This window comes from Haloarchaeobius sp. HME9146, assembly GCF_025399835.1.
Lineage (GTDB): Archaea > Halobacteriota > Halobacteria > Halobacteriales > Natrialbaceae > Haloarchaeobius.
Genome location: NZ_JAODVR010000001.1, coordinates 2,669,958 through 2,695,636, shown reverse-complemented (window position 1 = coordinate 2,695,636; position 25,679 = coordinate 2,669,958). Strand labels below are relative to the sequence as shown.

Annotated in this window: 29 protein-coding genes, 1 tRNA gene and 1 pseudogene; 12 read left to right on the top strand and 19 right to left on the bottom strand. The window is 66.6% G+C overall.

The window, feature by feature from the left end:
* Positions 1-11: 11 nt before the first annotated feature.
* Positions 12-533, bottom strand: coding sequence for an HAD hydrolase-like protein (locus N6C22_RS13935; protein ID WP_261651723.1), 522 nt, complete (start codon positions 531-533; stop codon positions 12-14).
* 260 nt (positions 534-793) lie between these two features.
* Between N6C22_RS13935 and cysE the strand changes: the two are divergent.
* Positions 794-1,279 (top strand): annotated as a pseudogene (cysE, locus tag N6C22_RS13930) (serine O-acetyltransferase); the annotation flags it as partial.
* 185 nt (positions 1,280-1,464) lie between these two features.
* On the opposite strand, the gene N6C22_RS13925 reads toward cysE, so the two are convergent.
* The 6 genes from N6C22_RS13925 to N6C22_RS13900 form a co-directional block, all read right to left on the bottom strand.
* Complete coding sequence (locus N6C22_RS13925; protein ID WP_261651722.1) at positions 1,465-2,283, bottom strand: hypothetical protein; 819 nt, start codon at positions 2,281-2,283, stop codon at positions 1,465-1,467.
* A 78-nt stretch (positions 2,284-2,361) separates the two neighbouring features.
* Positions 2,362-3,231 carry a hypothetical protein gene (locus tag N6C22_RS13920; protein ID WP_261651721.1) on the bottom strand — a complete coding sequence of 290 codons (870 nt, stop codon included), beginning with the start codon at positions 3,229-3,231 and terminating at the stop codon, positions 2,362-2,364.
* A gap of 48 nt (positions 3,232-3,279) precedes the next feature.
* Positions 3,280-4,416, bottom strand: a complete 1,137-nt coding sequence (locus tag N6C22_RS13915; protein ID WP_261651720.1) for an acyl-CoA dehydrogenase family protein — start codon at positions 4,414-4,416, stop codon at positions 3,280-3,282.
* 38 nt (positions 4,417-4,454) lie between these two features.
* Entirely contained in the window at positions 4,455-5,237 is a 783-nt protein-coding gene (locus tag N6C22_RS13910; protein WP_261651719.1) for a winged helix-turn-helix domain-containing protein, read from the bottom strand.
* 251 nt (positions 5,238-5,488) lie between these two features.
* Entirely contained in the window at positions 5,489-6,775 is a 1,287-nt protein-coding gene (locus N6C22_RS13905; protein WP_261651718.1) for a DHHA1 domain-containing protein, read from the bottom strand.
* 54 nt (positions 6,776-6,829) lie between these two features.
* Entirely contained in the window at positions 6,830-7,345 is a 516-nt protein-coding gene (locus N6C22_RS13900; RefSeq protein WP_261651717.1) for a multiprotein-bridging factor 1 family protein, read from the bottom strand.
* 138 nt (positions 7,346-7,483) lie between these two features.
* Here N6C22_RS13900 and N6C22_RS13895 point away from each other — a divergent pair.
* From N6C22_RS13895 to N6C22_RS13885, 3 genes are all read left to right on the top strand, one after another.
* Positions 7,484-7,568 (top strand) — tRNA-Leu (locus N6C22_RS13895).
* A 265-nt stretch (positions 7,569-7,833) separates the two neighbouring features.
* Positions 7,834-8,289, top strand: coding sequence for a plastocyanin/azurin family copper-binding protein (locus N6C22_RS13890; protein ID WP_261651716.1), 456 nt, complete (start codon positions 7,834-7,836; stop codon positions 8,287-8,289).
* A 75-nt stretch (positions 8,290-8,364) separates the two neighbouring features.
* Entirely contained in the window at positions 8,365-8,922 is a 558-nt protein-coding gene (locus N6C22_RS13885) for a DUF420 domain-containing protein (protein ID WP_261651715.1), read from the top strand.
* Positions 8,923-8,938: 16 nt separating this feature from the next.
* Here N6C22_RS13885 and N6C22_RS13880 read toward each other — a convergent pair whose 3' ends face one another.
* The 8 genes from N6C22_RS13880 to N6C22_RS13845 all read right to left on the bottom strand — a co-directional run bounded on the left by N6C22_RS13880 (position 8,939) and on the right by N6C22_RS13845 (position 14,675).
* On the bottom strand, positions 8,939-9,481 hold the full coding sequence (locus N6C22_RS13880) for a GNAT family N-acetyltransferase (RefSeq protein WP_261651714.1): 543 nt from the start codon (positions 9,479-9,481) through the stop codon (positions 8,939-8,941).
* 78 nt (positions 9,482-9,559) lie between these two features.
* Positions 9,560-10,099: a GNAT family N-acetyltransferase gene (locus N6C22_RS13875; protein ID WP_261651713.1), complete on the bottom strand. Its 540-nt coding sequence runs from the start codon at positions 10,097-10,099 to the stop codon at positions 9,560-9,562.
* A 107-nt stretch (positions 10,100-10,206) separates the two neighbouring features.
* The gene (locus N6C22_RS13870) at positions 10,207-10,734 is read right to left on the bottom strand and encodes a GNAT family N-acetyltransferase (RefSeq protein WP_261651712.1); all 528 of its coding nucleotides are present in this window, start codon (positions 10,732-10,734) and stop codon (positions 10,207-10,209) included.
* A 45-nt stretch (positions 10,735-10,779) separates the two neighbouring features.
* A complete protein-coding gene (locus N6C22_RS13865) occupies positions 10,780-11,322 on the bottom strand; it encodes a GNAT family N-acetyltransferase (RefSeq protein ID WP_261651711.1) in 543 nt (180 codons plus the stop codon).
* 73 nt (positions 11,323-11,395) lie between these two features.
* Positions 11,396-12,877 carry an amidophosphoribosyltransferase gene (gene purF, locus N6C22_RS13860; RefSeq protein ID WP_261651710.1) on the bottom strand — a complete coding sequence of 494 codons (1,482 nt, stop codon included), beginning with the start codon at positions 12,875-12,877 and terminating at the stop codon, positions 11,396-11,398.
* Positions 12,878-13,137: 260 nt separating this feature from the next.
* The gene (locus tag N6C22_RS13855) at positions 13,138-13,311 is read right to left on the bottom strand and encodes a 50S ribosomal protein L37e (protein WP_261651709.1); all 174 of its coding nucleotides are present in this window, start codon (positions 13,309-13,311) and stop codon (positions 13,138-13,140) included.
* Positions 13,308-13,502 (bottom strand): LSM domain-containing protein, encoded by a 195-nt coding sequence (locus N6C22_RS13850; RefSeq protein ID WP_261651708.1) that lies wholly within the window; start codon positions 13,500-13,502, stop codon positions 13,308-13,310. The genes N6C22_RS13855 and N6C22_RS13850 overlap by 4 nt, the downstream gene beginning before the upstream one ends.
* Before the next feature lie 108 nt (positions 13,503-13,610).
* A complete protein-coding gene (locus N6C22_RS13845; protein ID WP_261651707.1) occupies positions 13,611-14,675 on the bottom strand; it encodes a M20/M25/M40 family metallo-hydrolase in 1,065 nt (354 codons plus the stop codon).
* 98 nt (positions 14,676-14,773) lie between these two features.
* On the opposite strand from N6C22_RS13845, the gene N6C22_RS13840 reads away from it, so the two are divergent.
* From N6C22_RS13840 to N6C22_RS13830, 3 genes are all read left to right on the top strand, one after another.
* Positions 14,774-15,076 carry a hypothetical protein gene (locus N6C22_RS13840; RefSeq protein ID WP_261651706.1) on the top strand — a complete coding sequence of 101 codons (303 nt, stop codon included), beginning with the start codon at positions 14,774-14,776 and terminating at the stop codon, positions 15,074-15,076.
* Between the two features lie 38 nt (positions 15,077-15,114).
* Positions 15,115-16,080, top strand: a complete 966-nt coding sequence (locus N6C22_RS13835) for a zinc-dependent metalloprotease (RefSeq protein ID WP_261651705.1) — start codon at positions 15,115-15,117, stop codon at positions 16,078-16,080.
* Between the two features lie 61 nt (positions 16,081-16,141).
* Positions 16,142-17,278 (top strand): hypothetical protein, encoded by a 1,137-nt coding sequence (locus N6C22_RS13830; RefSeq protein WP_261651704.1) that lies wholly within the window; start codon positions 16,142-16,144, stop codon positions 17,276-17,278.
* On the opposite strand, the gene N6C22_RS13825 is transcribed toward N6C22_RS13830, so the two are convergent.
* The 4 genes from N6C22_RS13825 to N6C22_RS13810 all read right to left on the bottom strand — a co-directional run bounded on the left by N6C22_RS13825 (position 17,275) and on the right by N6C22_RS13810 (position 19,344).
* Positions 17,275-17,487, bottom strand: coding sequence for a hypothetical protein (locus N6C22_RS13825; RefSeq protein ID WP_261651703.1), 213 nt, complete (start codon positions 17,485-17,487; stop codon positions 17,275-17,277). The two genes, N6C22_RS13830 and N6C22_RS13825, sit on opposite strands and share 4 nt — an antisense overlap.
* Before the next feature lie 16 nt (positions 17,488-17,503).
* Positions 17,504-17,887, bottom strand: coding sequence for a nuclear transport factor 2 family protein (locus N6C22_RS13820; RefSeq protein ID WP_261651702.1), 384 nt, complete (start codon positions 17,885-17,887; stop codon positions 17,504-17,506).
* 187 nt (positions 17,888-18,074) lie between these two features.
* Positions 18,075-18,626, bottom strand: a complete 552-nt coding sequence (locus N6C22_RS13815; protein WP_261651701.1) for a hypothetical protein — start codon at positions 18,624-18,626, stop codon at positions 18,075-18,077.
* Between the two features lie 49 nt (positions 18,627-18,675).
* Positions 18,676-19,344, bottom strand: coding sequence for a helix-turn-helix domain-containing protein (locus tag N6C22_RS13810; protein WP_261651700.1), 669 nt, complete (start codon positions 19,342-19,344; stop codon positions 18,676-18,678).
* A gap of 139 nt (positions 19,345-19,483) precedes the next feature.
* Between N6C22_RS13810 and N6C22_RS13805 the strand changes: the two genes are divergently transcribed.
* The 5 genes from N6C22_RS13805 to N6C22_RS13785 all read left to right on the top strand — a co-directional run bounded on the left by N6C22_RS13805 (position 19,484) and on the right by N6C22_RS13785 (position 25,664).
* On the top strand, positions 19,484-22,141 hold the full coding sequence (locus N6C22_RS13805; RefSeq protein WP_261651699.1) for an AAA domain-containing protein: 2,658 nt from the start codon (positions 19,484-19,486) through the stop codon (positions 22,139-22,141).
* A 113-nt stretch (positions 22,142-22,254) separates the two neighbouring features.
* The gene (locus N6C22_RS13800) at positions 22,255-23,172 is read left to right on the top strand and encodes an SDR family oxidoreductase (protein WP_261651698.1); all 918 of its coding nucleotides are present in this window, start codon (positions 22,255-22,257) and stop codon (positions 23,170-23,172) included.
* A 78-nt stretch (positions 23,173-23,250) separates the two neighbouring features.
* A complete protein-coding gene (locus N6C22_RS13795) occupies positions 23,251-24,102 on the top strand; it encodes a phosphatase PAP2 family protein (RefSeq protein WP_261651697.1) in 852 nt (283 codons plus the stop codon).
* A 54-nt stretch (positions 24,103-24,156) separates the two neighbouring features.
* Positions 24,157-24,669: a DUF6789 family protein gene (locus N6C22_RS13790; RefSeq protein WP_261651696.1), complete on the top strand. Its 513-nt coding sequence runs from the start codon at positions 24,157-24,159 to the stop codon at positions 24,667-24,669.
* Positions 24,670-24,815: 146 nt separating this feature from the next.
* The gene (locus N6C22_RS13785) at positions 24,816-25,664 is read left to right on the top strand and encodes a spondin domain-containing protein (RefSeq protein ID WP_261651694.1); all 849 of its coding nucleotides are present in this window, start codon (positions 24,816-24,818) and stop codon (positions 25,662-25,664) included.
* The last annotated feature ends 15 nt before the right edge of the window (positions 25,665-25,679 follow it).

Below are 25,679 nucleotides of genomic sequence, written 5' to 3'. Positions count from 1 at the left end.
GGGTCGGGTCGCTACACCCACTCGAAGTCCATCCCGGCGCGCTGTGCCGTCTTTTCGTCGCGTTCGGTGTCACCGACGAAGACGACGGTACCGGGCTCCAGTTCGATAGCCGACACTGCTTCGAGCAACGGCTGGGGGTGCGGTTTGTACTCGGCGACGGTGTCGCGACCGACCACGGCGGCCACGTGGTCCGCGAGGTCGTGAATCTCCAGGGCGATGTGGCAGGCGGCCTCGCAGTTGAGCGAGCACACCGCGATGGGCCGGTGCTCGTCGGCGAGGTCGTCAGCGAGCGAGAGCCGGTCGGAGTTGCGTGCACCCTCGCGCTCGTGGGCCGCGATGGCTTCGTGCACCGGGTCGCGCAGACCGTGGGTGTGCGCGTCCTCGAACAGCCCCCAGAGGTCCCGGCCGTCGGGCGAGACGCCGGCGTCCTCGTACACCGCGGTCACGTCGCGGGCGACCGCCGCCCAGTCGACGTTCAGGCGGACGAGCGTCCCATCGAGGTCGTAGACGATGCCCTCGTACTCGCGAGTCACGGACGGGAGTACGGAAGCCAGCCGATTAAGCGGGTCGGTTCGGGGTTGCTCGCGAGTAACGTCCCCCCAGAAACCGCGTAGTTTTTCATCGTCGCAAGCGCATGACAGAGTATGACGGTCACCGTCACTTCCGGTGGGAACGTCCACGACCAGACGCAGTCTCGGTCGGGGTGTTGCTGCCGTCTCGACGACGGTGGCTATGCGAATAACCAGCACACTGCAGGGGTGTGGCCGTGACGACACTGCTTCGCGCCATCCGCATGGTGCGTGAGGACGTCAAGGCCGTGCTCGACCGTGACCCCGCCGCGCGCGGGACGCTGGAGGTGCTGACCTGCTACGCCGGCCTGCACGCCGTCTGGGGGCACCGGATCGCCCACCGGCTCTGGAACGCGGGGTATCACCTGCCGGCGCGCGTGCTCTCGCAGTTCGTCCGCTTCATGACCGGCGTCGAGATCCACCCCGGCGCGACGCTGGGTCGCCGGGTCGTCATCGACCACGGGATGGGCGTCGTCATCGGCGAGACCGCCATCGTCGGCGACGACGTACACATGTACCACGGGGTCACGCTGGGCGGGAACTCCCCGCGCCCCGAGAAGCGCCACCCGACGGTCGGCGACCGCGTCATCATCGGCGCGAACGCCACGCTCATCGGCGACATCACGCTCGGCGACGATTCGCGCGTCGGTGCCGGCTCGGTGCTCACGACCGACGTGGAACCCGGTGTAACCGTCACCGGGATTCCGGCGACCCCGTACGAGAGCAAATCGACAGAGGAGGAGACGGACGAGGCTGACGCCGACGACGCTGCCGACCCCGTCATCGACGAGGCCGACTCTGCCGGTGAGACGGTCGACGCACCGGCCGAGGAGGACGCGACCGACACCGGTTCCGACGGGGTCTCTCCCGAGACCGAGGGCGTCGAGGCCGACGACTAATCGGCGTCCGCGACCGCGTTCTCCGGTTCGACGTTTTTCACGGATTCGACGTCCAGCGAGCCGTCGCGCCGCTCCGCCTGCCCGACGCGCGGGACGGTGACCACGATGCCGTCCTCGCCCGCGGTGACCGACCCGCCTGCCGCGGTGACGGGAAACGGCGGCACGAACCGGACCGAGTGTTCGGTCCGGTCGGTTCCATCCTCGGTCTCACGTTCACCGAGCAGCCAGACGCAGACGGCCCCGTTCTCGACCCGGCAGTCGTAGTGCTGTTCGGGCTGGGCGAGTCGGTCGAACGCGAGTCGCAACTCGTCGGGCGTCGCCGTGACCGTGGCGTCGACCGAGTGTCGCTGGCGCGCCATCGCGACACGCTCGACGAGGCCGCCGATAGCGGGAACGAGCGTCCCCGCGACGAAGCCGCCACCCTGGAGCCGACGCCAGGTGTAGGAAGGAGCGCTGGCAGGGGCCGCAGGTGGGCCCTGGCGTCCCTCCCGGGTGAACGCCTCGCCGTCACGGTGGAACGTCGCCTCGGCGTCGACAGCGGCGTCCTCGGCACACGGGCGGAGGACCGGTCTGACCAGCTTGATGCCGCCCGCTGCCTGGGAAAGCCGCGTCACGACGACCTGCGAGCAATCGAGGGTGACCGGCCGGGAGAGCGTGGTCGTCGCCGAGAGCTCGTCGTCGCCCGAGTGGACGACGCGCTCGACCTCGGTGCCGCCGTCACCGGTCGCTGCGACCCTGAGTGTCACCGAGTCGGTCTCGCCGATAGCGGTGGTGAGTCGACACGTCAGCGCGTCCGGTGAGACTGTCTCTGGCACTGTCCGGAGGATTCGAGTAGCGACGCTATAGGGGTTTTTTCGCCTCGTTGAGAGCTTCGGGTGAGTCGCCCGACCGGCTCAGGCCCACTCCACGGTCACGACCCCGTCCTGTCGGTCGCTGGGCGGACAGCGCGGGACGACCGCGACGAGCTGGTCCGCCGTGACCGTCACCCGGGCATCTTCGGCCGTAATCGGGTACGGTGGCGCGACCGCGACGGCCACGTCCTCGTGGTGGGTCTGGACGGTACCACTTCTGCGTTCGCGACCGGAGCCGCCGGCCGTCGCCGCTGCCCGCGGGTCGTGTCGCCGGTGTTCGGCCAGTCCGGTCAGGAACAGTTCGCCGTTGCGGACCGACGCGTCGCAGGTGAAGCTCCGGCCGGCCGGTCGTGGCGCGGTCACGCGCATGGCGTCGCCCGAATCCTGGACGGCCACCGCGTCGTTGCGGGTCGACCGCGCCGTCGCGACCTGGAACAGTCGTTCACCGACCGACCGGACCGCGGGGGCGAGCGTCTCCGCAACAGGCCCCTCGCGGTCGTCGTCGTACCAGCGGTACCAGAACTCGCGTGGGCGGTCGCGCCGGTCGGGCAGGGAGACCTCCTCGCGGACGAAGCGGTCTGCGACCCACCGGAACGAGACGGCGTCACGGACCACCGGTTCGTCCTCGCGCTGGCGGAGCGCCGGGGCGTAGCCGACCCGTCGCCCGTGGTCGGTGTCGACGGTCTCGGTGATGTCGAGCCGTGCCCCTTCGAGGGTGAGGTGCGCGTCGACGGCCGCGGCCCCGGTCGTCGTGTAGCGAGCGCCGTCGGCGTCCGTCGCGGTGAACGTCCGTGAGACCTGGGTCCCGTCCCGCAGTGGCAGCAGTTCGAGCTCGACGCGTCGCTGGCGGGCGTCTGCCGGGTCGAACACCCCGAGAAGTTCGTCTACGACGGTCCGGTCGCCACCATCCATCGTTCTGCACTCGCCTGAGGGACTGATAAATCTGCTGTCTGCTTTCGGTCAGTCGAGCAGGTGGCGGGCGATTATCTTCTTCTGGATCTCCGAGGTGCCCTCGTAGATGGTGAGGATCTTCGCGTCGCGGTAGAAGCGCTCGACCGGGAAGTCGGTCGTGTAGCCGTAGCCGCCGTGGATCTGGACGGCCTCGTTGGTCACGTCCATGGCGGCCTCGCTGGCGAAGTACTTCGCCTGGGAGGCGGCGAACGCGGTCTCCTGCTGGTCGCCCTGGGCTTTCTTGCGGGCGGCCTCGCGGGTGAGCAGGCGACCCGCGGTGATCTTCGTCTGCATGTCCGCGAGCTTGTGTCGGATGGCCTGGAAGTTCGAGATGGGCTGGTCGAACTGCTCGCGGTCCTGGGAGTACTGCAGTGCCTCGTCGAAGGCGGCCTGTGCGAGGCCGACCGACTGCGCACCGATGGCGATGCGGCCGCCGGTGAGGATGTGGAACGCCGCCGAGAGGCCCTTGCCCTCCTCGGTGAGCTGGTACTCTTCGGGGATGCGAACCCCATCGAACATCAGCGTGGTCGTGTCCGAGGCGCGCAGGCCGAGCTTGTCCTCCTTCTTGCCGACTTCGAGCCCCTCGACCTCGTCCTTGGGGACGAGGAACTGGGTGATGGAACCGGGGTCGTCGCGGTCGGTCTTCGCGAACAGGATGATGACGTCGCTTCGCTTGCCGTTCGTGATCCACTGTTTCTTCCCGTCGATGACGAACTCGTCGCCGTCGCGGCGGGCGACGGTCGACATCTCGGCCGGGTTCGAGCCGGCATCCGGCTCGGAGAGCGCGAACGCCCCGATGGGGCGGCCCTGCGCCATCTCCGGCAGCCAGGCTTCCTTCAGGTCGTCGTCGCCGAACTCGGCGATACAGGAGGTGGCGAGCCCGTGGACCGAGAGTGCGGTCGCGACCGACAGCATCCCGTACGCCATCTCCTCGTTGATGATGGCGTACGTCATCGGGTCGGCGTCGTAGCCGCCGTACTCCTCGGGGACCGTCAGCCCCGTCAGGTCGAGGTCGGCGAGCTGGTCCCAGACGTCCTCCGGGAAGGTCTGCTCTGCGTCGCACTCCGCCGCCACCGGGCGCAGTTCCTCCTCCGCGAACTCCCGGACGACGTCCCGGACCGCCGCCTGCTCCGTTGTCAGTTCCATACTACCGTGTACGGAGACGGGTGGAAAAAGTTGCCTGATTATCGTTCGACGAACGCGTCGACCGGTGTCGCGTCGGTCCAGACCGTCTCGAACACCGATTTCCCCCACTCGATGCCTGCCTCGGTCTCGACGACGAGTTCGCTCTGTGGGTCGTAGCAGCCGTCCAGTGTCGGCAGCGAGAGACAGAGCTGCTCGTCGGTCAGGGCCATGGCGAACTCGGCAGTGGTCACCCTGATGTCGAGGTGGGCCGTCGCCTCCTCGCTCGGCCCCGTCGCCCCTTCGGTCTCCTGGAGGAGTTCGGGCGTCACGAGCAGGCGAGGCGTCGGGTCGTCACAGCCGATGAGGGCGTCCGCGAAGCGGTCGTCGTACACCGGCGCGATGACGTTCGCCTCGGCGGCGTCCGTAATCGTCTGCTTGACACATCGCGCCGCGCGGAACGGGTCGGCGTCGGGGGACTCGACGACCTCGCAACCGTCGAGCTGATTGAGCCGCCGCCGGCCGCACTCCGGGAGGGCGGACACGTCGTGGCTCCGCCAGTACTCCTCGGCGTCGGCCAGGACACCCTCGACGGCCTGTATCTCGTCCAGCAGGTCTCTGACCGCCCAGCCCGTGCCGGTCAACGCCCAGTCGCCGTCGTCGCGCTCGTAGACGTAGCCACGTCGCTGGAGCCGGTTCAGGGCGTCGTAGATAGCCGACTCGCTCGCGGGCGCGGCCTCGACAACGTCCTGCCGAGGGCGTGGAGACGCGGCGAGCGTGTGCAACACCGTCCGCCGAGCCCTCGAGTTCCAGACGAACTCGAGTCGTTGCGTGGGACCAACCATGCTACCCTTTCCCCACTCCGTCGACATATGACTTCTCCTCTAGAGATACTTATTACACAGTCAAGACAGATGAAAACGTTCCACTCGGGCTGGACCATTCCGGTAGTCGTGGAACGTCCCATCACCCATGGAATGATAACCTTTAGACAGGTAGGCATGGAAATAGCGATTGCTGTCTGTCGGTGCAGACGACGGCCGTCTCCCTCGCCGGCCGTCGCCATTCCTGACCACGATTCGCCGGCTCCTGTCCCCTACTCGCCCTGTCCCCGCAGGTCGGCGACGACAGCAGCGGGAGCCGACCCGATGCCCCCGCCCTGGGCGAACCGGTCGCTCCCACCCCCACCGCCGCCGTGTTCGTCGGTCACCGACGACACGACTGCTGCGGCGTCGTGGCCGTCCGCCGCCCCCACGACAACGAAGGTGCTGTCCGTCTCGCCAACGAGTGCGACGACGTCGGCACGGTCCCCCGCTGCCGCTCGGACGACGGACTGGAGGTCGTTCGGCCCCACGTCCGCGACCGACCCCACGAGCCAGGTTCTGCCGTCTCGCTCGACCACGTCGAGCGCAGCGAGCTGTGATTCGACGAGTGTCGTCCGCATGTCGGCGAGCTCGGACTCCAGCGACGAGACCTCGTCCTGTAACCGTTCGATACCGGCCGGCACGTCGTCCACGCTCGTCCCGAGCGTCCGACCCGCGGCCAGGGCCGACCGTTTCTCCACCGCGCGCCGGTCGATGCTTCGCGGGCCTACCGCGAACTCGACCCTGGTGAGCCCCTCACCGGGGTTCGACCGGTCGAGCACCGTCACCGGCCCGATCTCCCGGGTGTTTCGGACGTGGGTGCCACCACAGGCGGCCACGTCCAGTGGGCCCTCAGAGGGCTGGCCGGGAGTCACGTCTCCCTCGCCGATGGTGACCAGTCGAACCGTGTCGGCGTCCGCGAACACGTCCTCCTCCGTCTTCGTATTGAACGCGACGAACTCGTTCTTCTCGACCGCGTCGAGCGAGACCTCCTCCCACGTCACCTCGCGGGACTCCCACACGGCCAGGTTCACCAGGCGTTCGAGTTCGACCAGCACGTCGTCGTCGACCGTCGTCGAGGTCTCGAAGTCGACGCGGACCTTGCCCTCGTCGGCGGCTGGCTCCTCGGAGTTGGATTCCTCGGCCGGGTCGGAGGCGGCGGAGATGCCGAACCCGCCGTACCCGAGGTCGTCGAGGAGTTCCCGGGCCACGCCGTAGAGGACGTGGCTGGCGGTGTGTGCCCGCATGCAGTACATCCGGAACGTCCAGTCGATGTCACAGACGACGGTCTGGCCCTCGCGGAACGTCGGGTCCGCGGCCAGCGTGTGGACGTGTGTGCCGTCCTCGGCCTGCTGGACGTCGGCGACGGGCACGCCACCGATGGTGCCGCGGTCGGCGGGCTGGCCGCCGCTCTCCGCGTAGAAGAAACTGGTCTCGAGTCGGACCGCACGTCCGTCGATGGCCGCCACGTCCGTCGAGAAGCGGGTCGTGTACGGCTCCGCCGCAGCGTTCTGGGTCATCGAGAAGCGAGACACGCCCAGCGAACAAAAACGCTGTGGGGCTACGGGTGCGGACTACGAATCCGCGAGTTCGATGTCCAGCATGTCTTCGAGCGCCGTGATGAGGCCGCCACCGATGCCGGCCTGGGTGGCACGTCCCTGCTCGATGGCGATGATGTCGGACTCGTCGACGCCGAGTTCGCTCGCGAGTTCCTCGCGCTGGAGGCCCTGCTCCTGGCGCTTCTCGGTGACGATCTTCCCGTAGTCCTTCACGAGGTACGGGAGCGGGTCGTCGTCGTAGTTCGTCCCCTCCTCCTCCCAGCGCTTGGAGTCGCCGTCCCAGACGTCGTTCGCCTTCGCGGCGTTCTGGACCGCCCGACGTTTCCGGTCCGACTCGTCCTGCTGTTTCGAGCGGTTGCTCCCGCTCGACTGCTGCTTTTGCGCGTCGTCGTGGGGCGCACACGAGGGACACACCTGGAGTGTCGCGCCCGCGACGTTCGCCCGCCGCAGGCCGTCGCTGGCCGCGCCGCAGAGTTCACAGGTGTCACCGTCGCTGCCACCCGACGAACCGCCCGTCGAGTACTTCGGCATATCCCCCCCTACCGTGGCGTGCCATTTGAATACCCCGCTTTGTCGCGTTCCACCATGCGACGGGGCGGCACCGTCGCGGGAAAAGGACACGCTTTTATTTATCCCCCCAAAACGGATGAGTGCAGCAAGACACAGCGAGCGTGGGTAGCCAAGCCAGGCCAACGGCGCAGCGTTGAGGGCGCTGTCCTGTAGAGGTCCGCCGGTTCAAATCCGGTCCCACGCATCGCACAGGTGGCCACCAACTCAGCCACCAACACGATGCGGGTGCTCTCCTAACGGACAGCACCCACGCACAACTTACTGACGAAGCAACACTCGGAGAGGGTTCGCTTCGTCGTTCTCTCCAAGAAACCGACCGACGGGAGAGCCGTCGGTGGGGCTTCCGCGACCGACAGAGTTCTTACTACGTCGCCGGTTTTCACCTCCTGAGAACCGGGTCCCTGATTATGTCGGTCCCTTCCTAACCATCTCCCAGAGGTCCCGTACAGATGACAGACATCTCGAAGACAGACCGCCGCACAGTCCTCCGAACCGCTGGTATCGCCCTCGCGACAGCTGGCCTCGCCGGCTGTCTCGGCTCGAACAGTCAGGGAGAGACGACGACGCCCGAACCGACCGAGACGCCGACGGAGATGGAGCCCGCCCCCGACACCGGCACCGCGACGGTGCAGGTCGGCCCCGAGGGGAAGTTCGTGTTCACGCCCGGAACCGACGAGCCGCTCACCGTGACCACCGGTACGACCGTCACATTCGTCTGGGAGTCGAACACCCACAACATCCTCGTCACGTCCCAGCCCGAGGGGGCAGACTGGCCGGGCCACGAACCCATCGAGGACGAGGGGTTCGAGTACGAGTACACGTTCGAGGTCCCCGGAACCTACGAGTACGTGTGTGAACCGCACGAGTCGCTCGGGATGATCGGCGAGATCGTCGTCGAGGAGTGAGTCACCCCCCGTAACTCGCCGCCACGACTGTCCGACTGAGTAACCGCTTTCTGCCTGCGTTCCCGAGACCCCCGCATGGAGAAGACGGTCAAGCAGAACGTCCCCGCCGTGACGGCAGTGCTGACGGTGGTCTCGCTCGCGCTGGTCATCGGGGCGGCGCGCCAGCTCATCCCGAAGTCGATACTCCCGAAGGCCCCCGAGTGGCTGGTCTCGGCCATCCCGCACGTCAACGCGGTCATCAGTCTCGTCGCCATCGGGGTCATCATCGCCGGCCTGCGCGCCATCAAGCGCAAGGAGTACGAGCGCCACCGGAAGCTGATGCTCGCTGGGGTCGGGTTGTTCCTGCTGTTCCTCGTGCTCTACCTCTACAAGGTCGCGCTGAAGGGGCCGAATCCGTTCCCCGGCAGCGGGCTCGTCGAGGTGGCGTACCTGGGCATCCTCGCGATTCACATGATTCTCGCCATCTTCTGCCTGCCACTGCTGTACTACGTGCTGTTGCTCGCCTGGACGCACCCGATGGCGGAGCTGAAGGACACGAAACACCCGAAAATCGGCCGCATCGCCGCGCCGCTGTGGCTCATCTCGTTCGTGCTCGGGAACGTGGTGTACGTCCTGCTGTATCTGGTCTACTGAGCCGCTCCTCGTTCTCCTACCGCTCGTCCCACCACTGCTCTGCCGTCACGGCGTAGATGTTGGAGTCGTGGTGCTCGCCACCGACGAACGCCCAGTTCGGGAGGGTGCCGACGTGGCGCATGCCGATGGATTCCAGCAGCGCGTTGGACGCGTCGTTGAACGCGAAGGCTTCGGCGCGGACCGTCTCCATGCGGCGCTCCTCGAACAGGTACGTGATGAGGGTGCGGGTCGCGTCCTTCCCGTAGCCCTGGCTGTGGGCGTCGGCCGCCAGCCAGCACGAGAGGACGGCGTGACCGTGGCGCTCGTTCATCCAGTTCGACCGGATGACGCCGACAGGCTCCTCCGTCTCCGTGGCGACGATGAGCAGTGTGAGGTCGTCGTCCGAGGAGACCTCCTCCTCGAACCACTCCTCGTGTTGGGTCTCGTTCCGTGGCTGGGCGATACCGAGGGGGACACGAACGTCGGGGTCGTTGACGTTCTCCGTGACGAACTCGATGTCTTCTTCCTCCATGTTGCAGAGGTCGACCGAGTCGCCAGCGAGGAAGGTAGCTCCGGGCATGGCAGACGCTTCACGTCCCGGTATGTAAAGCCGTATTCAGGTGTGCTAACGAGTGTCGCTGGGGAACGTGGGTTCAGTCTACTCTGCCAGCCACTCGTCGGCGGTCACGGTGTAGAGCCACACGTCGTGGTGCTCGCCGTCGACGAACACCCACTCGGGCCACGTCCCGGTTCGCTCGAAGCCGACCGATTCGAGCAGGCCGGCCGACGCCTCGTTGAACGCGAAGACACAGGCCATCAACGACCGGATGCGGCGCTCGCGGAAGGCGTACTCCACCATCGTCCGGGCCGCGTCGGAGCCGTAGCCGTTGCGGTGGTGTTCGGGTGCGACCCAGTAGCCGAGTTCGGCGGTCCCGTGGGTCTCATCGATCTCCGCGATGGTGACCACGCCGACCGGTTCGTCTCCTTCCGTAGGGACGATGCAGAGGTTCACCTCGTCATCGCCCGAGGCGACGTTCTCCAGCCAGTCGCGCTGCTCGTCGAGGTTGTACGGTGTGTGGTTGCCGACCGGGACCCGAACCGCGGGGTCGTTGATGCCATCACGGAGGAACTCGATGTCGTCCTCCTCGATGGTGCAGAGGTCGACCGTCTCGCCTGAAAGGAAGGTTGCGCCGGGCATTACCGGTGATTCTCGCGGCGACGGGATAAATCAGCCACAGGTGTGCTAGCAGTGCAGCCGGCACATCACGGCCAGTCGGTGGCACATCACGGCCAGTCGGTGGCACATCACGGCCACTCGTCGGCGGTGACCGCGTACAGGTTCACGTCGTGGTGCTCGCCGTCGACGAACCCCCAGTCTGGAAGCGTCCCCACGCGCTCGTAGCCAACCGATTCGAGCACCTTGGCGGAGGCCTCGTTGAACTCGAACACCTTCGCCATCACCGTCCGGAGTCGGCGTTCGGTGAAGGCGTAGTCGGTCGCAGCTCGGAGGGCGTCGGTCCCGTAGCCGTTTCGCTGGTGGTAGGGCGCGACCCAGTAGCCGACCTCGGCGTGGCCGTGGTGTTCGTCGAGGCCGTTGAGCGAGATGTTGCCCACCGGCTCGTCGTCGGCCACGATGACGAGTTTCACGTCGTCGCCCTCGCAGACGCGGTTCTCGAACCAGTCCTCCTCCATCTGCATGTTGTACGGCGTCACGCTCCCGAGGTTGGGGCGGACGTCGGGGTCGTTCATCGCATCGCGGAAGAACTCGAGGTCGTCTTTTTCCACCGGACAGAGGTCGACCGTCTCGCCGGAGCAGAACACTGGACCGGGCATAGCTGGTGGTTCACCGGGAACGGTCGTAAGCAGTCGGGTAGTGTGCTAGCCGACTATCTGGCAGTCCCACGAGTCCGCACTGGCCGCGTAGACGTGGGCGTCGTGGTGCTCGCCGCCGACGAACACCCAGTCCGGGAGCGACCCGACGCGCTCCATCCCCACCGATTCGAGCAGGCCGATGGACTGCTCGTTGAACCCGAAGACGTAGGCGACCACGGTCCGCATCCGCCGGTGGTCGAACAGGTACCGGAGGATGGCTCTCGTGGCGTCAGAGCCGAAGCCCTGGCCGTGGAACTCGGGTGCGAGCCAGCAGCCCAGGGTGGCGTGCCCGTGTCGCTCGCTCAGGTCGAAGGCATTGATGGTCCCGACGGGCTCCCCGTCGACCGTGATGAGGAAGTTCACCGTGTCGTCCTTCGAGACGTGCTCTTCGAACCATTCTTTCCCCTGTTTGTCGTTCACCGGGCCGTCCATCCCGAGCGAGGGCCAGACCTTCGGGTCGTTGACGAACTGGCCGAGGAAGTCGAGGTCGGCCTCGTCGATGGGACAGAGGTCGACCGACTCACCGTGGAGGAACACTGCGCGAGACATACCGGAGAGAGGCCTCAGGGAGAGATAACTGTCGCGTGAAAGGTTCTACCAGTGCAACAGGGAACGAGTTCGGTCAGTCGTCAGCCGCGAGGTCCGCCCCGCCGATGACCGGGCGCTCGACCTCGCGGTCGGTCGACTCGCCCTCGATGTCGTAGGGGTACTCGCCGGTGACGCAGCCGAGACAGAGGTCGGCTCTGGAGCTATCGAGCGCACTCGCGACGGCGTCGATGGAGAGGTACGCCAGCGAGTCCGCGCCGATTTCCTCGCAGATGTCGTCGGTGGTCTGGCCCGCCGCGATGAGTTCCTCGCGGGTGGCCATGTCGATGCCCATGTAACACGGTGCGACGATGGCCGGCGCGCCGATTCGCATGTGGACCTCCTCCGCGCCGAAGTCCTTGAGCAGGGAGACGAGCTGGTTCGAAGTCGTCCCGCGGACGATGGAGTCGTCGATGATGGTGACGGTCTTGCCCTCGACGGTGGACTTGATGGGGTTGAGCTTCAGTCGGACCGCGCGCTCGCGCTCGTCCTGGGTCGGCATGATGAACGTCCGGCCCACGTAGCGGTTCTTCATCAGGCCCTCCGCGAAGTCGGTCTCCGCGCCGTCGTCCTGAGCTGCTTCGGCGTAACCGGAGGCGAACGCGCGCCCGGAGTCGGGGACGGGCATGACCACGTCGGTCTCGATACCGGATTCGTCCCAGAGGTGGCGGCCGAGTTCACGTCGGACCTCGTAGACGAGGTGGTCGTCGATGACGGAGTCGGGTCGGGCGAAGTAGACGTGTTCGAAGAAGCAGTGGGCGGTGTTCTCCTGGTTGACGAGCTGGTACGAGTCGAATCCTGTCCCGTCTTCGTGGAGGACGACGAGTTCGCCGGGTTTCACGTCCCGGACGAGCTCGCCGTCGAGGGTGTCGATGGCGGCGGATTCGGAGGCCAGCACGTAGCCGTCCTCCAGTTCGCCGATACAGAGCGGGCGATTGCCTTCGGGGTCGCGCACGCCGAGGACCGTCTCGTCGTGCATGATGGTGAGCGAGTACGAGCCGTGGATGCGGCTCATCGTTCGCTTCACGGCGCGTACGAGGTCGGCTTCGAGGAGGTTGCGCGCGAGGTCGTGCGCGATGACCTCGGTGTCGCCATCGGAAGTGAACGCGTGACCGAGGCCCGCCAACTCGTCGCGGATCTCGTCGGCGTTGACGAGGTTCCCGTTGTGACTCAGCGCGAGCGACCCGGACTTGAACGAGACGGTGAAGGGCTGTGCGCAGGACTTGTCGACGCTTCCGGCGGTCGGGTAGCGGACGTGACCGATGCCGGACTCGCCGTTGAGCGTCTCGATGTCGGACTGGGTGAACGCGTCGCCGACGAGTCCCATCGCGACGTGGTCGTGTTGCTGGAAACCGTCGTGGGTGACGATACCTGCCGACTCCTGGCCGCGGTGCTGGAGGGCGTACAGCGAGTAGTACAGCGGTCGCGCGGCATCACGGTCGGCGAGGGAGACACCGACGACACCACACTTCTCTGTCGGACCGTCCATCTGCGGGCGTTCGCCCGGCCCCTGTGTCATGGTCGTGGCTGAGGTGCCCGATGGTAAAAATCCCCGTGGTTATGCGCTAATATCGACTCGCGACTGGCGATATATGCACATACTTGCATACTCTCGCCGTATGCAGCGGGTTCGAGACGACACTAGAAGGGCTGTCGGCGAAGGAGCACGTTTCGAGCCCGCACGGTGTCGCGGGTCCACCACCAACACGCCAGGTGGATGGGTCCGTGACAGCGCTGCGGCTCACGGGTCGATTGCTGTGAAGAGAGAAACCTTCGAATCTACTCGCCGGCCTTCGACTGCCAGGCGTACTCGCGACGCTTGGCGGAGTCGCCGAATCCGCAGGACGAGCAGACCTTCTTCTTCGAGTGGTACGACTTCTCACCACAGCGTCGGCACTTGACGTGTGTGGTGGTGTTCTTCTTCCCCTGGGAGGGTGTTCCTGCGCCAGTCATGGGCTTATCGAGACGACGTTATCGCCGCGTATAATGGTTGTGTTGTCGTCCTGTTCCAGGACGAGGTTCATGTGCTGGTCGTAGCCGGTGAGTTCTCCCTCGTACGCTTCGCCGTCCTTGAGTTTGACCGTGACGTCCTCGCCGACTGCGGCTTCGAGAACATCGAGCGGTCGTCCACTCTGTTCGCTCATACCTCGAAGGCCTTCCGTCGCGTGCTTAAACGTACCGAGTTAGTTCGACCGAAACACGGGTCGATTCGGGCGTGACGGCGCTCGCGCGGGGGTGACGTGGGAGTCGTGTTACACGTCGACGGCGAAGGAGTCGTAGCGACTCGCCTGCCCGGCGAACGCGGCCAGGAGTTCCGCGACCTCCTCCAGGTCGTCGGTGTCGATGACCTCGACGGGGGTGTGCATGTAGCGGTTCGGGACGCTGATATTGACCGTGGGGACGCCGCCGCGGGCGACGAAGAACTCCCGCGCGTCGGTGCCGGTACCCATCCCTGCCGCCTGCAACTGCACGTCGATATCGGCGTCTGCGGCGGCCTTGCGAACCGCCTGGGTGACGACCGGGTGGTTCGCGCTGCCCCGCCCCACCACCGGGCCCGCGCCGAGTTCGATGTCGCCCGCCTTGTCGGGCTGGCCACCGGGGTAGTCCGAGACGTGGGTCACGTCGACCACGAGGACGGCGTCGAGGTCGAGCTGGAAGCCGACCATCTTCGCGCCTCGCGTACCGAGTTCCTCCTGGACGGTCGAGACCGCATACACGGTCGCGTCGACCTCCGCCTCGGCGGCCATCCGGAGCCCTTCGGCGGCGGTCCACGTCCCGACCCGGTTGTCCATCCCGCGGGCCGCGACACGCGTGCCCATGAGTTCCTCGACCGTGCTGGAGAACGTGATGGGGTCACCGACCTCGACGACCTCGGTCGCCTCGTCCTTGTCTGCCGCGCCGATGTCGACGGCCTGCTCCGAGATGTCGTCGATCTTGTCGTCGTCGGGGTCGCGGAGGTGGATGGCGGTCTGTGCGATGACGCCGGAGACCGGCCCGTCGGCGGTGTGGACGGTCACGTGCTGGCCCTTCGTGACCGTGCGGTCGGACCCGCCGATGCGACCGAGGTGGATGAAGCCGTCGTCGTCGATGCGGTTGACGATGAAGCCGATCTCGTCGGCGTGGCCGGTCAGGGCGACGGTCGGGCCGTCGTCGCTCCCCTCGTACTTCGCGACCGCGTTCCCGTACTCGTCGGTGCGGACCTCGTCCGCGAACTGTTCGACGTAATCGACCCAGACGCGCTGGCCGCGGGTCTCGTAGCCCGACGGACTCGGCGTCTCCAGCAGTTCCGTGAGAAAGTCCCACTGCGAATCGTTCATACCCGTGCGTGGGACGGGCGCGATTTGAAGGCCCCGGTTGTGCCACGACAGGGGCGGTGAACACAACGCCTAAGGCCACTGTCGCGGAACTGACTAGTATGGAGAAATTCACGTTCCTCGAACTCCACCTCAACGACGAAGTCAGCTTCAGCAACGTCATCGGCAGCGACGCCGACGAGGAGGCAGAGGCGGCGACAGACGGCGGCACCGCGGCGGTCGCAGCCGATGCAGCTACGGAGTCCGAACCGGCTGCCGAGGACGCCAGCGGCGGAGCCCCGAACCCCCTGCTCCTGCTCGCCGGGTTCGTCGCCCTCGTCCTGGTCGCCGTTGTCGTCCGGAACCTCCTGGGCGACGACGCGGCCGACGAGTTCGAACCGGAGATGGTCGAGCTGGAAGAATAGACAGAAGGGTTTTGGCCGCACGGACCCAACTCGGGTGCGTGAGTCTCTTTCGTAGTGTTCGCGCGGTCGCCTCCTCCTCCAGTGGCGACGGCGTCATCGACTGGCACGCGGTCGCCGAAGCGGCGAAGGGTGCGACCGACCCCGGGTCGGTACGCCTGACGGACGCCGAGAAAGCTGGCTACGCGACGGACGTTCGGGACGCGCGAGACCGCGTCCGCGAGGTCGCCGGTATCGACTTCGACGTCCCGCGAACCATCGAGATACAGCACCGCCACCACTGGATAGACGCGAACATCGACACGTTCCGTCGGGTCCTCCACCCACTCGAAGCGCAGGAAGGGTCGATGTTCCCGGGTCTCGCCCGGACCGTCAACACCGGCACGATGTCGTTCATGCTCGGGTTCCTCGCCCGGAACGTCCTCGGGCAGTACGACCCGCTGTTGCTGGCCGGTGACGAGGTCGACGCCGACCACGCGCTGTACTTCGTTCACCCCAACATCGACCGCGTCGCCCACGCACTCGACGTGGACTACCCGCGGTTCCGGCGCTGGATCGCCTTCCACGAGGTCACCCACGCCGCCGAGTTCGGGGCCGCCCCGTGGCTCTCGGAGTACCTCGAGTCCCGCATGGAGGAGGGCCTCGCGGAGCTCAAACACGGCCAACTCGACCGCGAGGCGTTCCGCGAGATGAACGCCGCGATGACCGTCGTCGAGGGCTACGCGGAACTCCTGATGGACCACGCCTTCGACGACGAGTACGAGGACCTCCGCCGGAAGGTCGACGCCCGCCGGAAGGGGGCAGGCCCACTGAGCAAGCTCGCGAAGCGCCTGCTCGGCCTCGGGCTCAAGCGCCAGCAGTACGAACGCGGGAAAGACTTCTTCGAGTACGTCGCGGCCGAGCGCGGCATCGCCGCCGCCGGCGTGGTCTGGGACGGGCCAGAGAACCTCCCGACGGAAGAGGAGCTGGAGTCGCCGCGCAAGTGGATAGCCCGCGTCAATCCGTAACACGGCATCGACCTGACCGGACAAGTACGCTGTTTTTCTCCGGTCTCGACGTATAATACACGTGAAACGTCGGGCCCTGCTCGGGGCGGTCTCTGCAGCCGTGACGACTGGCCTGGCCGGGTGCAGCGGTGTGCTCGGTCCCGGGACCAGGACGAGGGAGCCGTTCACCGTCGACCTGTTGCCGACCACGGATGAACCGACGACAGGGGAACCGACCACGACCGAGGACTCGTTCCCCGCGATTCCAGAGGCGATGGTCGAGTTCCAGAACCGCTCCGGAGAAGACCGCGAGGTGACGGTCTCGGTCCACAGGAACGACGTGCTCGTCGGGTGGGAGAGCAGGACGGTCAGCGACGGGGGGTATCTCTGGGTCGGCCCACTGAGTGCAATCGGCGACTACGGAATCTCTCTCGACGTCGCCCAGGCCCCGACCGAGAACCGGCGGTGGACCGTCGAACGGACGTGGGCCGTCGATCTGGACTCCCACAAGCTCCGGCTCGCACTCTGGCCTGGGGACGAGCTCGAGGCGACCGAGGTCCTGCGCTGTCAGCCGGACTGTCGTGCGATGAGGGGCCGGGCCATCGCGCATCCAGTCGACACAGGTGAGGGCGAGGTCATGTTCACGAGGGCAGCGCTTCGGAACGAATCGTCGGCCGCCACGGAGCTGAAACTCCACGTCGCGTATGGTGGTCAGGCGGTGTTCGACGGATTGTACGTGGTCCCGCCAGGCTCCGAAATCTGGATTCCAGACCCGGTCGTGACGGCGGGCACGTACAGCGTGGCTGCCGGGACTGCAGACGGCCAGGACCGCCACTTCTGGTGGCACGTGGGCGGTGACCGGGCGAATCTCGCGGTCGTGGTCGACGACTCGAGCCGTCTCCTCGTCGGCTGCAGCAGGGTCGCATCGCTCGGGAAGCGCCGAGTACAGCTCTTCGTCGAGAACAAGGACGAGGTTCCCCGGACGGTGGACCTCTCGCTGACCAACGAGTACGTCCAGGGCGCGACAGGGTCGGTCACGGTCGACCCGGGGAGCTGGAGCCCGCTCTCCGTCGCGGTTCCCATCGGTGGGTCGTTCGAGGCGACGATAACGGTCGGCGAGCACACCGAGACCGTCACCTGGAACACCTGCCCGTACTCGGGCGGCGGTATCTGGTTATCCGTGAAAGACGGGGAACCGGTGATTCTCCGGGAGAACTAGCGTCGTTCTCGCGAACTCCCCTGTCGGAACGCGTGGACGAGGTACGCCCACAGCAACGCCCCGGCGACGGCCCCACCGACGAGGCCGCCGAGGATGTAGAGCAGGGACGCTTCGACCTGCAGCGCGACCATCGCCCCCGACGCGGCGACCATCCCGACGAAGACGTAGCGGAGTCTGTTCATCCCGATGCGACGGTCGTCCTCTGACATCGAGGGCCCGACCATCTTAGAGATCGTGTGGTGCAGAGACGTGCATGCTCACGAACTGCCACTCCTCGTCGGCCTCGTCGATGCACTCCAGGGTCCCACTCCAGCGCGAGTCGAAGCCCCAGCGCTGCCCGGTCTCGACGTTGGTCCAGGCCAGCCGGACCTCGTCGTGGAAGATGGCGTAGTCGTCGCGCTCGGTGACCGACAGGTCGTGGCTCTCGACGGTCCACTCGTCGGTCGTCTTGCTCTGCTTGCGCAGGGCCTCCGCGACCGTGTCGTAGCCGCTGTACTGGTTGCTTATCGCGCCCTTCCAGGTCGCGTCGTCCTCCAGAAAGTACGGATACAGCGGTTCACCACGACGGAGGGCTTCGTAGTAGTCCCTGATGGTGTCCTCGGCGCTCATGTTCGTGCGAAAGGGACGGGGTGGCTTGAAAGCACCTTTCCACCGAGGTTCAAATACCATGACGCGGCCACCGCCGGTATGCACTGAGAATCGCCCCGGCGGGCGTCGCGGGTGCGCGGTGCGGCCCGCCGGGAGTCGGCCATCGGTACCGCCTGTTCGCCAGCTCGTCAGCGTACGCGTTCCAGAATCACATGAAGCCGCGGTCGACCTCGTCGTCACCGATGAGGTCGTCCAGCTCGCTGTTGAGCACCGTCTCTGCGTCCTCGAACGTGGTCGCGAGGTCGTCCAGCTTCTCGGGGCGGTCGTACTGGTCGTACTCCATCGGGCCGAACGCGGGGCTCTCCAGCGCGTCCATCATGTCGTCGAACAGGTCGCCCGGCGTCGTCGGCGCGTCCGCGTGGGCCTGGAGCACCGCCTGCAACTTCTTGGCCTTGTCCTCGGCGTCGTCCTCGTCCTCGGGTGGTGACTGGACAGCGAAGCGACTCGCCTCCTGCTGTTCGGGGAAGAACGAGCCGATCTCGTCGTCCAGCTTGCGTGCCACCTGCGTTCCGACGCCGCGGACCTCGTATGGGTTCTTCGCGTAGGTCTTGAGGTGGTAGACGCCGCTGTTTCGGTGTCCGACGTAGAAGTCCTCGCCCAGGCCGTTCGCCCGGTCGCCGGCGACGGCGCGCCAGCCCTCCGGGTCTGCCTTCGACTCGACTACCTCGGAGACGATATCGTCCCAGTCTCGAACCCGCATACTGCCGAGTATTCACCGCGGAGGAAAGAACGTATCGCTGGCGGCCGACTCAGTCTTGGTCCTGGTCCGGCACGAGGAGTGTGTTCTCTATCAGTGCGTCTATCCCGCGACGAATCCGCTGTGAGATCGCACTGTCCGAGATTCCGAACTCGTCCGCGAGTTGTGTGAGGGTGGTCCCCCGTGGGACGTCGAAGAACCCCGCCTCGTGAGCAGTGACGAGCGCAATGTACTGCGATTCGGTGAGTCCGAAGTCGGCCCAGGCCGCTGGCCGTTCCTCGGGTGTGTGAAGCCGCAGCAACGTCGCTTCGATACCGTTGTCCTGACAGTGCTGGTGGAACTCCGAGACGCCGGTGTGGTCGTCGAACTGGACGCTGAAACGACCCTCGTCGTTCGACCCGGAGGCGTCGAGGAGCACCCCCTCTGAATCGAGAATCGCCTCCAGCAGCCCCCCGAGTTCGGGTTGCCACTCCAGCCGGACGAGCCAATCGTTCCCGATGTGATCCAGGACGGAAACGTCCTCCACCTCCTCGTGCTCCTCGAGCGCCTGCTCGATGTCCGCCTCCTCCGCGTCATCCCCGGACACCCAGACGAACGGGATGACCCGTCCCCTCAGCGGTACGATGCGCTCCATCTGGACCTCGACCTCTCCGAGCGACTGCAATACGGGACCCAGCGGGAAGTCTTCCGGAGGGACCTGAAACGTTGCGATGATGCTCATGAAGGTCTCTGTAGTCACAGAGGCGACACAACGTATAAACAGTCACCGAGGTAGGGGCTACCGGACCTGTAGCCGTTTCAGCAGTCGATGCCCAGAGTGAGAGCCAGTGTTTATAGCCGAGGCCGACGGAACACCGACAGTGACTCTGCGAGGCGTCGTCACGGACGTGGGGGAAGCGCGAACCGTCAACACGAGCCACGGCACCTCGGAGCTCGTGGAGGTCGGACTCGACCGACACGAGGACGAACCGACGAGTGTGACGCTCTGGGGGCGGTGGACCGAGACCGCCGAGGTCCTCGAACCGGGGATGGAACTGCTCGTGACGAAGCCAGACGAGGACGAGTACCAGGGCGAGCTGTCGTACTCGACGACAGGCGACTCCTACGTGGTCGTCGAACCCGACTTCCTCGTCAACGTGACCGACATCCGCCAGTGGGTCCAGTGTCCGCGGCTGTACTACCTCAACAAGCTCTCTCCCGTACCACTGGCGTACCCCGTGACGAAAGGGACCATCGTCCACCAGGTGTTCGGCGATCTGCTCCGCGGACGCGACCTGGACGAATCAGTCGAGGACCGGGTTCGCGGGAACGCACTCGAACTCGGGTTGCTCCAGAAATCAGCCGAGGACGTCGAGCGCGAGGTCGAACAGAACGCCCGCGCCATCGAGGGCTGGCTGGCCCAGGGGCGATTGAGCGATCAGGACGAGTGGCGCTCCGAGCAGTTGCTCATCTCCGAGACGTTCGGCATCAAGGGGCGGGCCGACGCCATCCGCCGCGGCCAGCCGGTCGAACTGAAGACCGGGAAGAACCTCAAGTCCGACCCGCGCTTCCCGGACAAGATACAGGCGGCAGCGTATGCGCTGCTCCTGCAGGAACGCGGCGTCCCGGTGAACACGGGGACCCTGCTCTACACCAAGAACAAGGCACTCGACAAGGACGAGTTCACGGGCGATTTCTCGCCCGCCAAGGAGTTCTCCATCGGGAACGGCTTGTTGAAATTCGTCGTGCGGGCCCGGAACGAGCTTGCCGCGATGGAGTTCGGCGTGGACGTGCCGACGGGGTACGAGGCGGACTCGAACTGCGAGTACTGCTTCGAGAGCGACACCTGCATGGTCGTCTCGGGCCGGCTGAATCAGGAGTCGAAGGCCGGGCAGATCGGCCGCGCCATTCCCGAGGACGAGCGCGAGTACTTCGACCGGATGTACCGGGCAATCGAGGCCGAACGCCGCGAGTCCCACCGGTCGTTCGCGAAGCTGTACAAGCAGACCGCGGCAGAACGTGCCGACGAGGACCGGGCGCTGGTCGACCTGGAACCGTCCGGTAAACGGGAGCTTCCGGCCGGCCGGTGGGAGTTGCGTGCCGAGCGAACCTCGTCGGCGGTCTCGAAGATCCGCGAGGGCGACTACGTCCTCGCCAGCGACGGCGACCCCATCCGCGGCCACGCCGAACTCGCCCGCGTCGAGAAACTGGGCGACGGGGAAGCCGTCCTCACCGCCGACGAGCCGGTCGACGTGCACCGGCTCGACACCTACCCCTCCGAGATGGGTATCAGCCGGATGCTGACGGCGGTCCACGACGCCCTCCTGAAGGGCGATTCTCGGCGGAAGGACGTGCTGTTCGGTCGTGAGGAGCCAGCGTTCGAGGAGACGGACGAGGTGTTCATCGACAACAACGAGGCGCAGGACGAGGCGGTCCGGAAGGCGGTCACTGCCCGGGATTGCGCGCTCATCCACGGCCCGCCCGGGACGGGGAAGACCTACACCATCGCGCGAGCCATCCGGGCGATGGTCGAGCGTGGCGAGCGCGTCCTGCTCTCGGCGTTCACCAACCGCGCGGTCGACAACGCGCTCGAAGCGCTGCGCGAACAGGGCTTCGAAGATATCTGCCGGGTCGGGACCGAATCGGGCGTCCGCGAGGACATGCTCGACCTCCGGCTCGACCAGATCGGCGACCCCGAGGAGTGTGTCGAGACAATCGAATCCGCGTCCGTGGTCGCCGCCACGACCGCGACCTGCGGCGGGACGGTCATGCGGAACCAGGACTTCGACGTGGCGCTGGTCGACGAGGCAGGCCAGCTCACCGAACCGGGGACCCTCGCGGCGGTGAACCTCGCGTCGCGCTTCGTCCTCGTGGGCGACCACCAGCAGCTCCCGCCTGTGGTGCGGGCCGACGACGAGTTCCTCCACCGGTCGCTGTTCGAACGGCTGGTGACCGAGTACCCGGACGCCGGCATCTTGCTCGACCGCCAGTACCGGATGTCCCAGCGCATCCAGGCGTTCTCCTCGCGCGAGTTCTACGACGGCCAGTTGCGTCCCGCTACCGCCGATGTCGCCGGGCGATCGCTCGCAGACCTGTCCGGGTTCTCGGTCGACTCGCTGCCTGAATACCTCCGGGACGGGGTCGTCATGGTTGACACGCCGGGTGACGACAACCGTCATACCGACGCCGTGGAGGCCGCGAAGGTCAGAGAAGTCGTCCAGGCCTACATCGACGCTGGCCTCTCGCCCGAGGACGTTGGCGTCATCGCCCCGTTCCGGGCACAGGTGGCCGAAATCGGCAAACAGGTCCCCGAGGACGTCGCGGTCGACACAGTAGACCGGTTCCAGGGGTCGGCGAAGGAGGTCATCGTCGTCTCATTCGTCGCCTCCGGCGACCTCGACAGCCCCATCTTCGAGGACTACCGGCGGATGAACGTCGCGCTGACCCGCGCGAAGCGCGGCCTGGTCCTCGTCGGCGACCGGGGAACGCTGGAGACGGACGAGGTGTATGCCCGGATGGTCGACTGGGCGGCACGGTGACGCGTTCGCGGGGAGTGAGACGGGCGTCAGGGTAATTCCAGGCGTCCTGGACTCGCACGGAAGACCTTCTTCGAGGGGCACACGTTATCAGGCCGCACCCCATACCCCGGGTTATGGCTACGAATCGCGTGGCCGTCGGTGCCGGTGTCGCGGATGTCGACCTGCAGGGCCAGACCGTTCTGGTGACCGGTTCGACGACCGGCATCGGCCGGGAGACCGCGCTGGCGCTCGGAAGCCTCGGTGCCCGGGTCCTCGTCCACGGGCGTGATCGGCGTGCCGGAGCCGAAACGGTCCACGCCCTGCAGGAGCAGGGGACCAGCGCGGAGTTCTTCCGCGCGGACTTCGCCAGTCTCGCCGACGTCCGTGACCTCGCCGACGACGTCAAGACGACGACCGGCGAACTCGACGTCCTGGTGAACAACGCGGGCGGCTACTTCCGACAGGGTCGGCTCACCGAGGAGGGTGTCGAGTACACGTTCGCGGTGAACCACCTCGCGCCGTTCCTCCTGACGAACCTGTTGATGCCCACGCTTCGTGCGGCCCCGGCCGGCCGTGTCGTCACCGTCTCCTCGGAGGCCCACCGGAACGGGAAACTGGACCTCGACGCGGTCGAATCGCTCGAGGACTACTCGTCGTTCTCGGCGTATGCTCGTTCGAAGCTCGCGAACGTGCTGTTCACGTTCGAACTCGCACGGCGGCTAGACACGGTAACCGCGAACTGCCTGCATCCGGGGGTCGTCCCCGGTTCCGGGTTCATGCGCGACCTGCCGATGCCGGTTCGTAAGCCCGCACAGTTCTTCGGGTCGCTGCTCGCGTGGGTCCCGTTCGCGCCGGTCGAGTCGGTGCGCGAAGGGGCCGAGACCCAGACGTTCCTCGCGGCGTCGCCCGAGGTCGCAGACTTGACAGGTGGGTACTTCGACAATTGCCGCCAGCGTCGGGCCGCACCAGTCGCCCGTGACGAGGACGCCCAGCGACGGCTCTGGGAGTACAGCGTCGAGGCGGTCGGGCTCCAGGATGCCGAAGGGGTCTGAGACCGCCGTCGCCGTGACTTCAGGCCACTTGGGTCCAGACACGAAAGCTTGAAACAATGTGCCGACGGAGAACAGTTAATGATTCGATTGGTCGGGTTGAGTGAGGCGATCAGAGAGGCCTTCCCCGCCGAGTACGCCGACGCGTACGCCGGCGTGACGCACCTCGGGGACCCGGGGGTCCTGACCCTCTTGCTCGCGGTGCTCTACTGGGGCTATCGGCGGGAATCGACCGCCCAGCTGGTCGGCTACGCCTTCGTCGCGTTCTCACTGACCGTCTTGCTGAAGGGCGCGTTCGCACTGCCGCGGCCACCGGCATCGGTTCGCCTCATCGAGACCACCGGCTACGGGTTCCCGAGCGGCCACGCCATCGCCGGTGCGGTCGTCTACGGCGGCATGGCGGTCGAGTTCGGGTGGCTGGAGTCCCGACTGCGGACTGCGGCCGTCGCGACTGTCGGCCTCGCGGTCGGGTTCTCTCGTGTCGTGCTGGGCGTCCACTACCTCGGTGACGTGCTGGTCGGCTTCGTCATCGGCGGGCTGGTCCTCCTCGTGGGCCGCAATACCTGGGCAGGCCGCCCGATTGTCGGCTACGCCGTCGCAGCCGTGGTGGCCGTCCCGGCACTCCTCGTCACGGGCGCGAGCGAACTGGCCGTCACGTTGTTCGGGTCGTGTCTCGGTGGCGTGGTCGGCTGTCGCGTGCTCTCCGGCGTCGATGTGCCTGCCTCCTGGATGAATGCAGCCGCCATCACCGTACTCGGCCTCGCGTTCGTGGTCGCCTTTCGTGAACTCGGTGCGACCTTCGACGGCTCCATCGTGGGGATGGCGGTCCACGACGCGGTGCTGGTCGCCGGGATTCTCGCCCTCCCGGCCATCGTACGGGCTGCCCGTGATGCGATTCCGGTCCTCCCGGACTCCACCACCCGCACGAAGTAGCACAGTTCTGATATTTGCGAGGCTCTTTAATACTGCCATGCCATATCGTACCACATGGGAAGTACCATCTCAGACGTCGAGGACGAAACCATCGCCGATGAGTCCGTCGACGAGCGGGAACGGGAAGACGAGTTGCGGGCTGCCCTGGCGAGCGTCGCCGCCGGTATCGTCGGGACGACGTTGATGACGCTGGTGCTGGTCGTGGTCAACGCGGTGTACGGGCCGAGCCTGGACGTGTTCGGCACGCTGGCAGAGCTCGCGGGCGGTGGCTCGAACGTCCCACTCGGGTTCGTGCTGTTCTTCGGCGCAGGGGCGGTCGCATGGCCGCTGCTGTTCGTGACGCTCGGTGCGTACCTGCCGGGGAAGACCCGACCGCGACAGGGGATGGTGTTCGCGGCCATCCTCTGGACCGGGTTCGTCACGGCGTTCGCGACGCGGTACACCGGGAGCGACCTGGTGGTGTTCTTCGTGTTCTCCATCGTGACCCACCTGGTGTACGGGTTCCTGCTCGGGTTCGTCTCGGCCCGGCTGACGGGCCACTACGAGCGCCCCGAGATCGCGGTCTGAACGCTCCGAAACTGCCGGTCAGGACAGCTTACTGACCCGAACTCCGAACCAATTCTAGAACGACTTGCGACCCTCTCCGAAGAGAGTCGAGTCGGACCTTGAAAAATCGCTTTTTACGGCCTCTGCTTCCGGTCAGATGAAGACAGATGTCAGACGCACCCACTTCCACGCGCCGTCGCTTCCTGACCATCGCTGCCGGTTCGACCGCAATCGGACTGGCCGGCTGCCTCGGTGGCGACTCGGGCGGGAGCCCGACCGACGAGGAACCGATGGCCGACGACGAGATGACGGACGACGGGATGGACGACACCATGACCGACGGCGGTGACGAGATGACCGAAGGCGACGACATGATGAGCGTCACCTTCACCGTCACCGTCGAGAACGTCTCCGAACCCGGGACCATCACGACGGGCGCTGGCGACGAGGTCGCCGTCCCGCTCTCGCCCGGGGCCTGGGCGGTTCACGACGACATGGCCACCGCGTTCTCGCCCGGGTCTGCCGCGAGCGCGGGCCTCGAAGCCCTCGCCGAGGACGGGAGTCCTGGAACCTACGCCGACGAACTCGCCGGCGCGGACCACGTCGAGAAGACGGGGACCTTCACCACGCCCGATGGAGCCAACGGCCCGGCACCGATCTTCCCCGGCGAGACGTACAGCTTCGACGTGAAGGCCCACGCCGGGCAGCGCCTCTCGCTGGCGACCATGTTCGTCCAGTCGAACGACCTGTTCTACGCCTTCGAACCGACGGGTCTGTCGCTGTTCGAGGACGACCAGCCCATCTCGGGCGACGTGACCGACCGGCTCCTGCTGTGGGACGCCGGCACGGAACAGAACCAGGAGCCGGGGGCCGGAGCGGACCAGGCACCGCGCCAGTCCGGCCCTGACACCGGTGCGGACGAGATGGGAACCATCCGGACCATCGACGAGGTCGACGACATGTACCAGTACCCGGATGTCTCGGAGGTCATCAAGGTGACCGTCACCCAGATGTAGGTCGTGTCGGTTCGG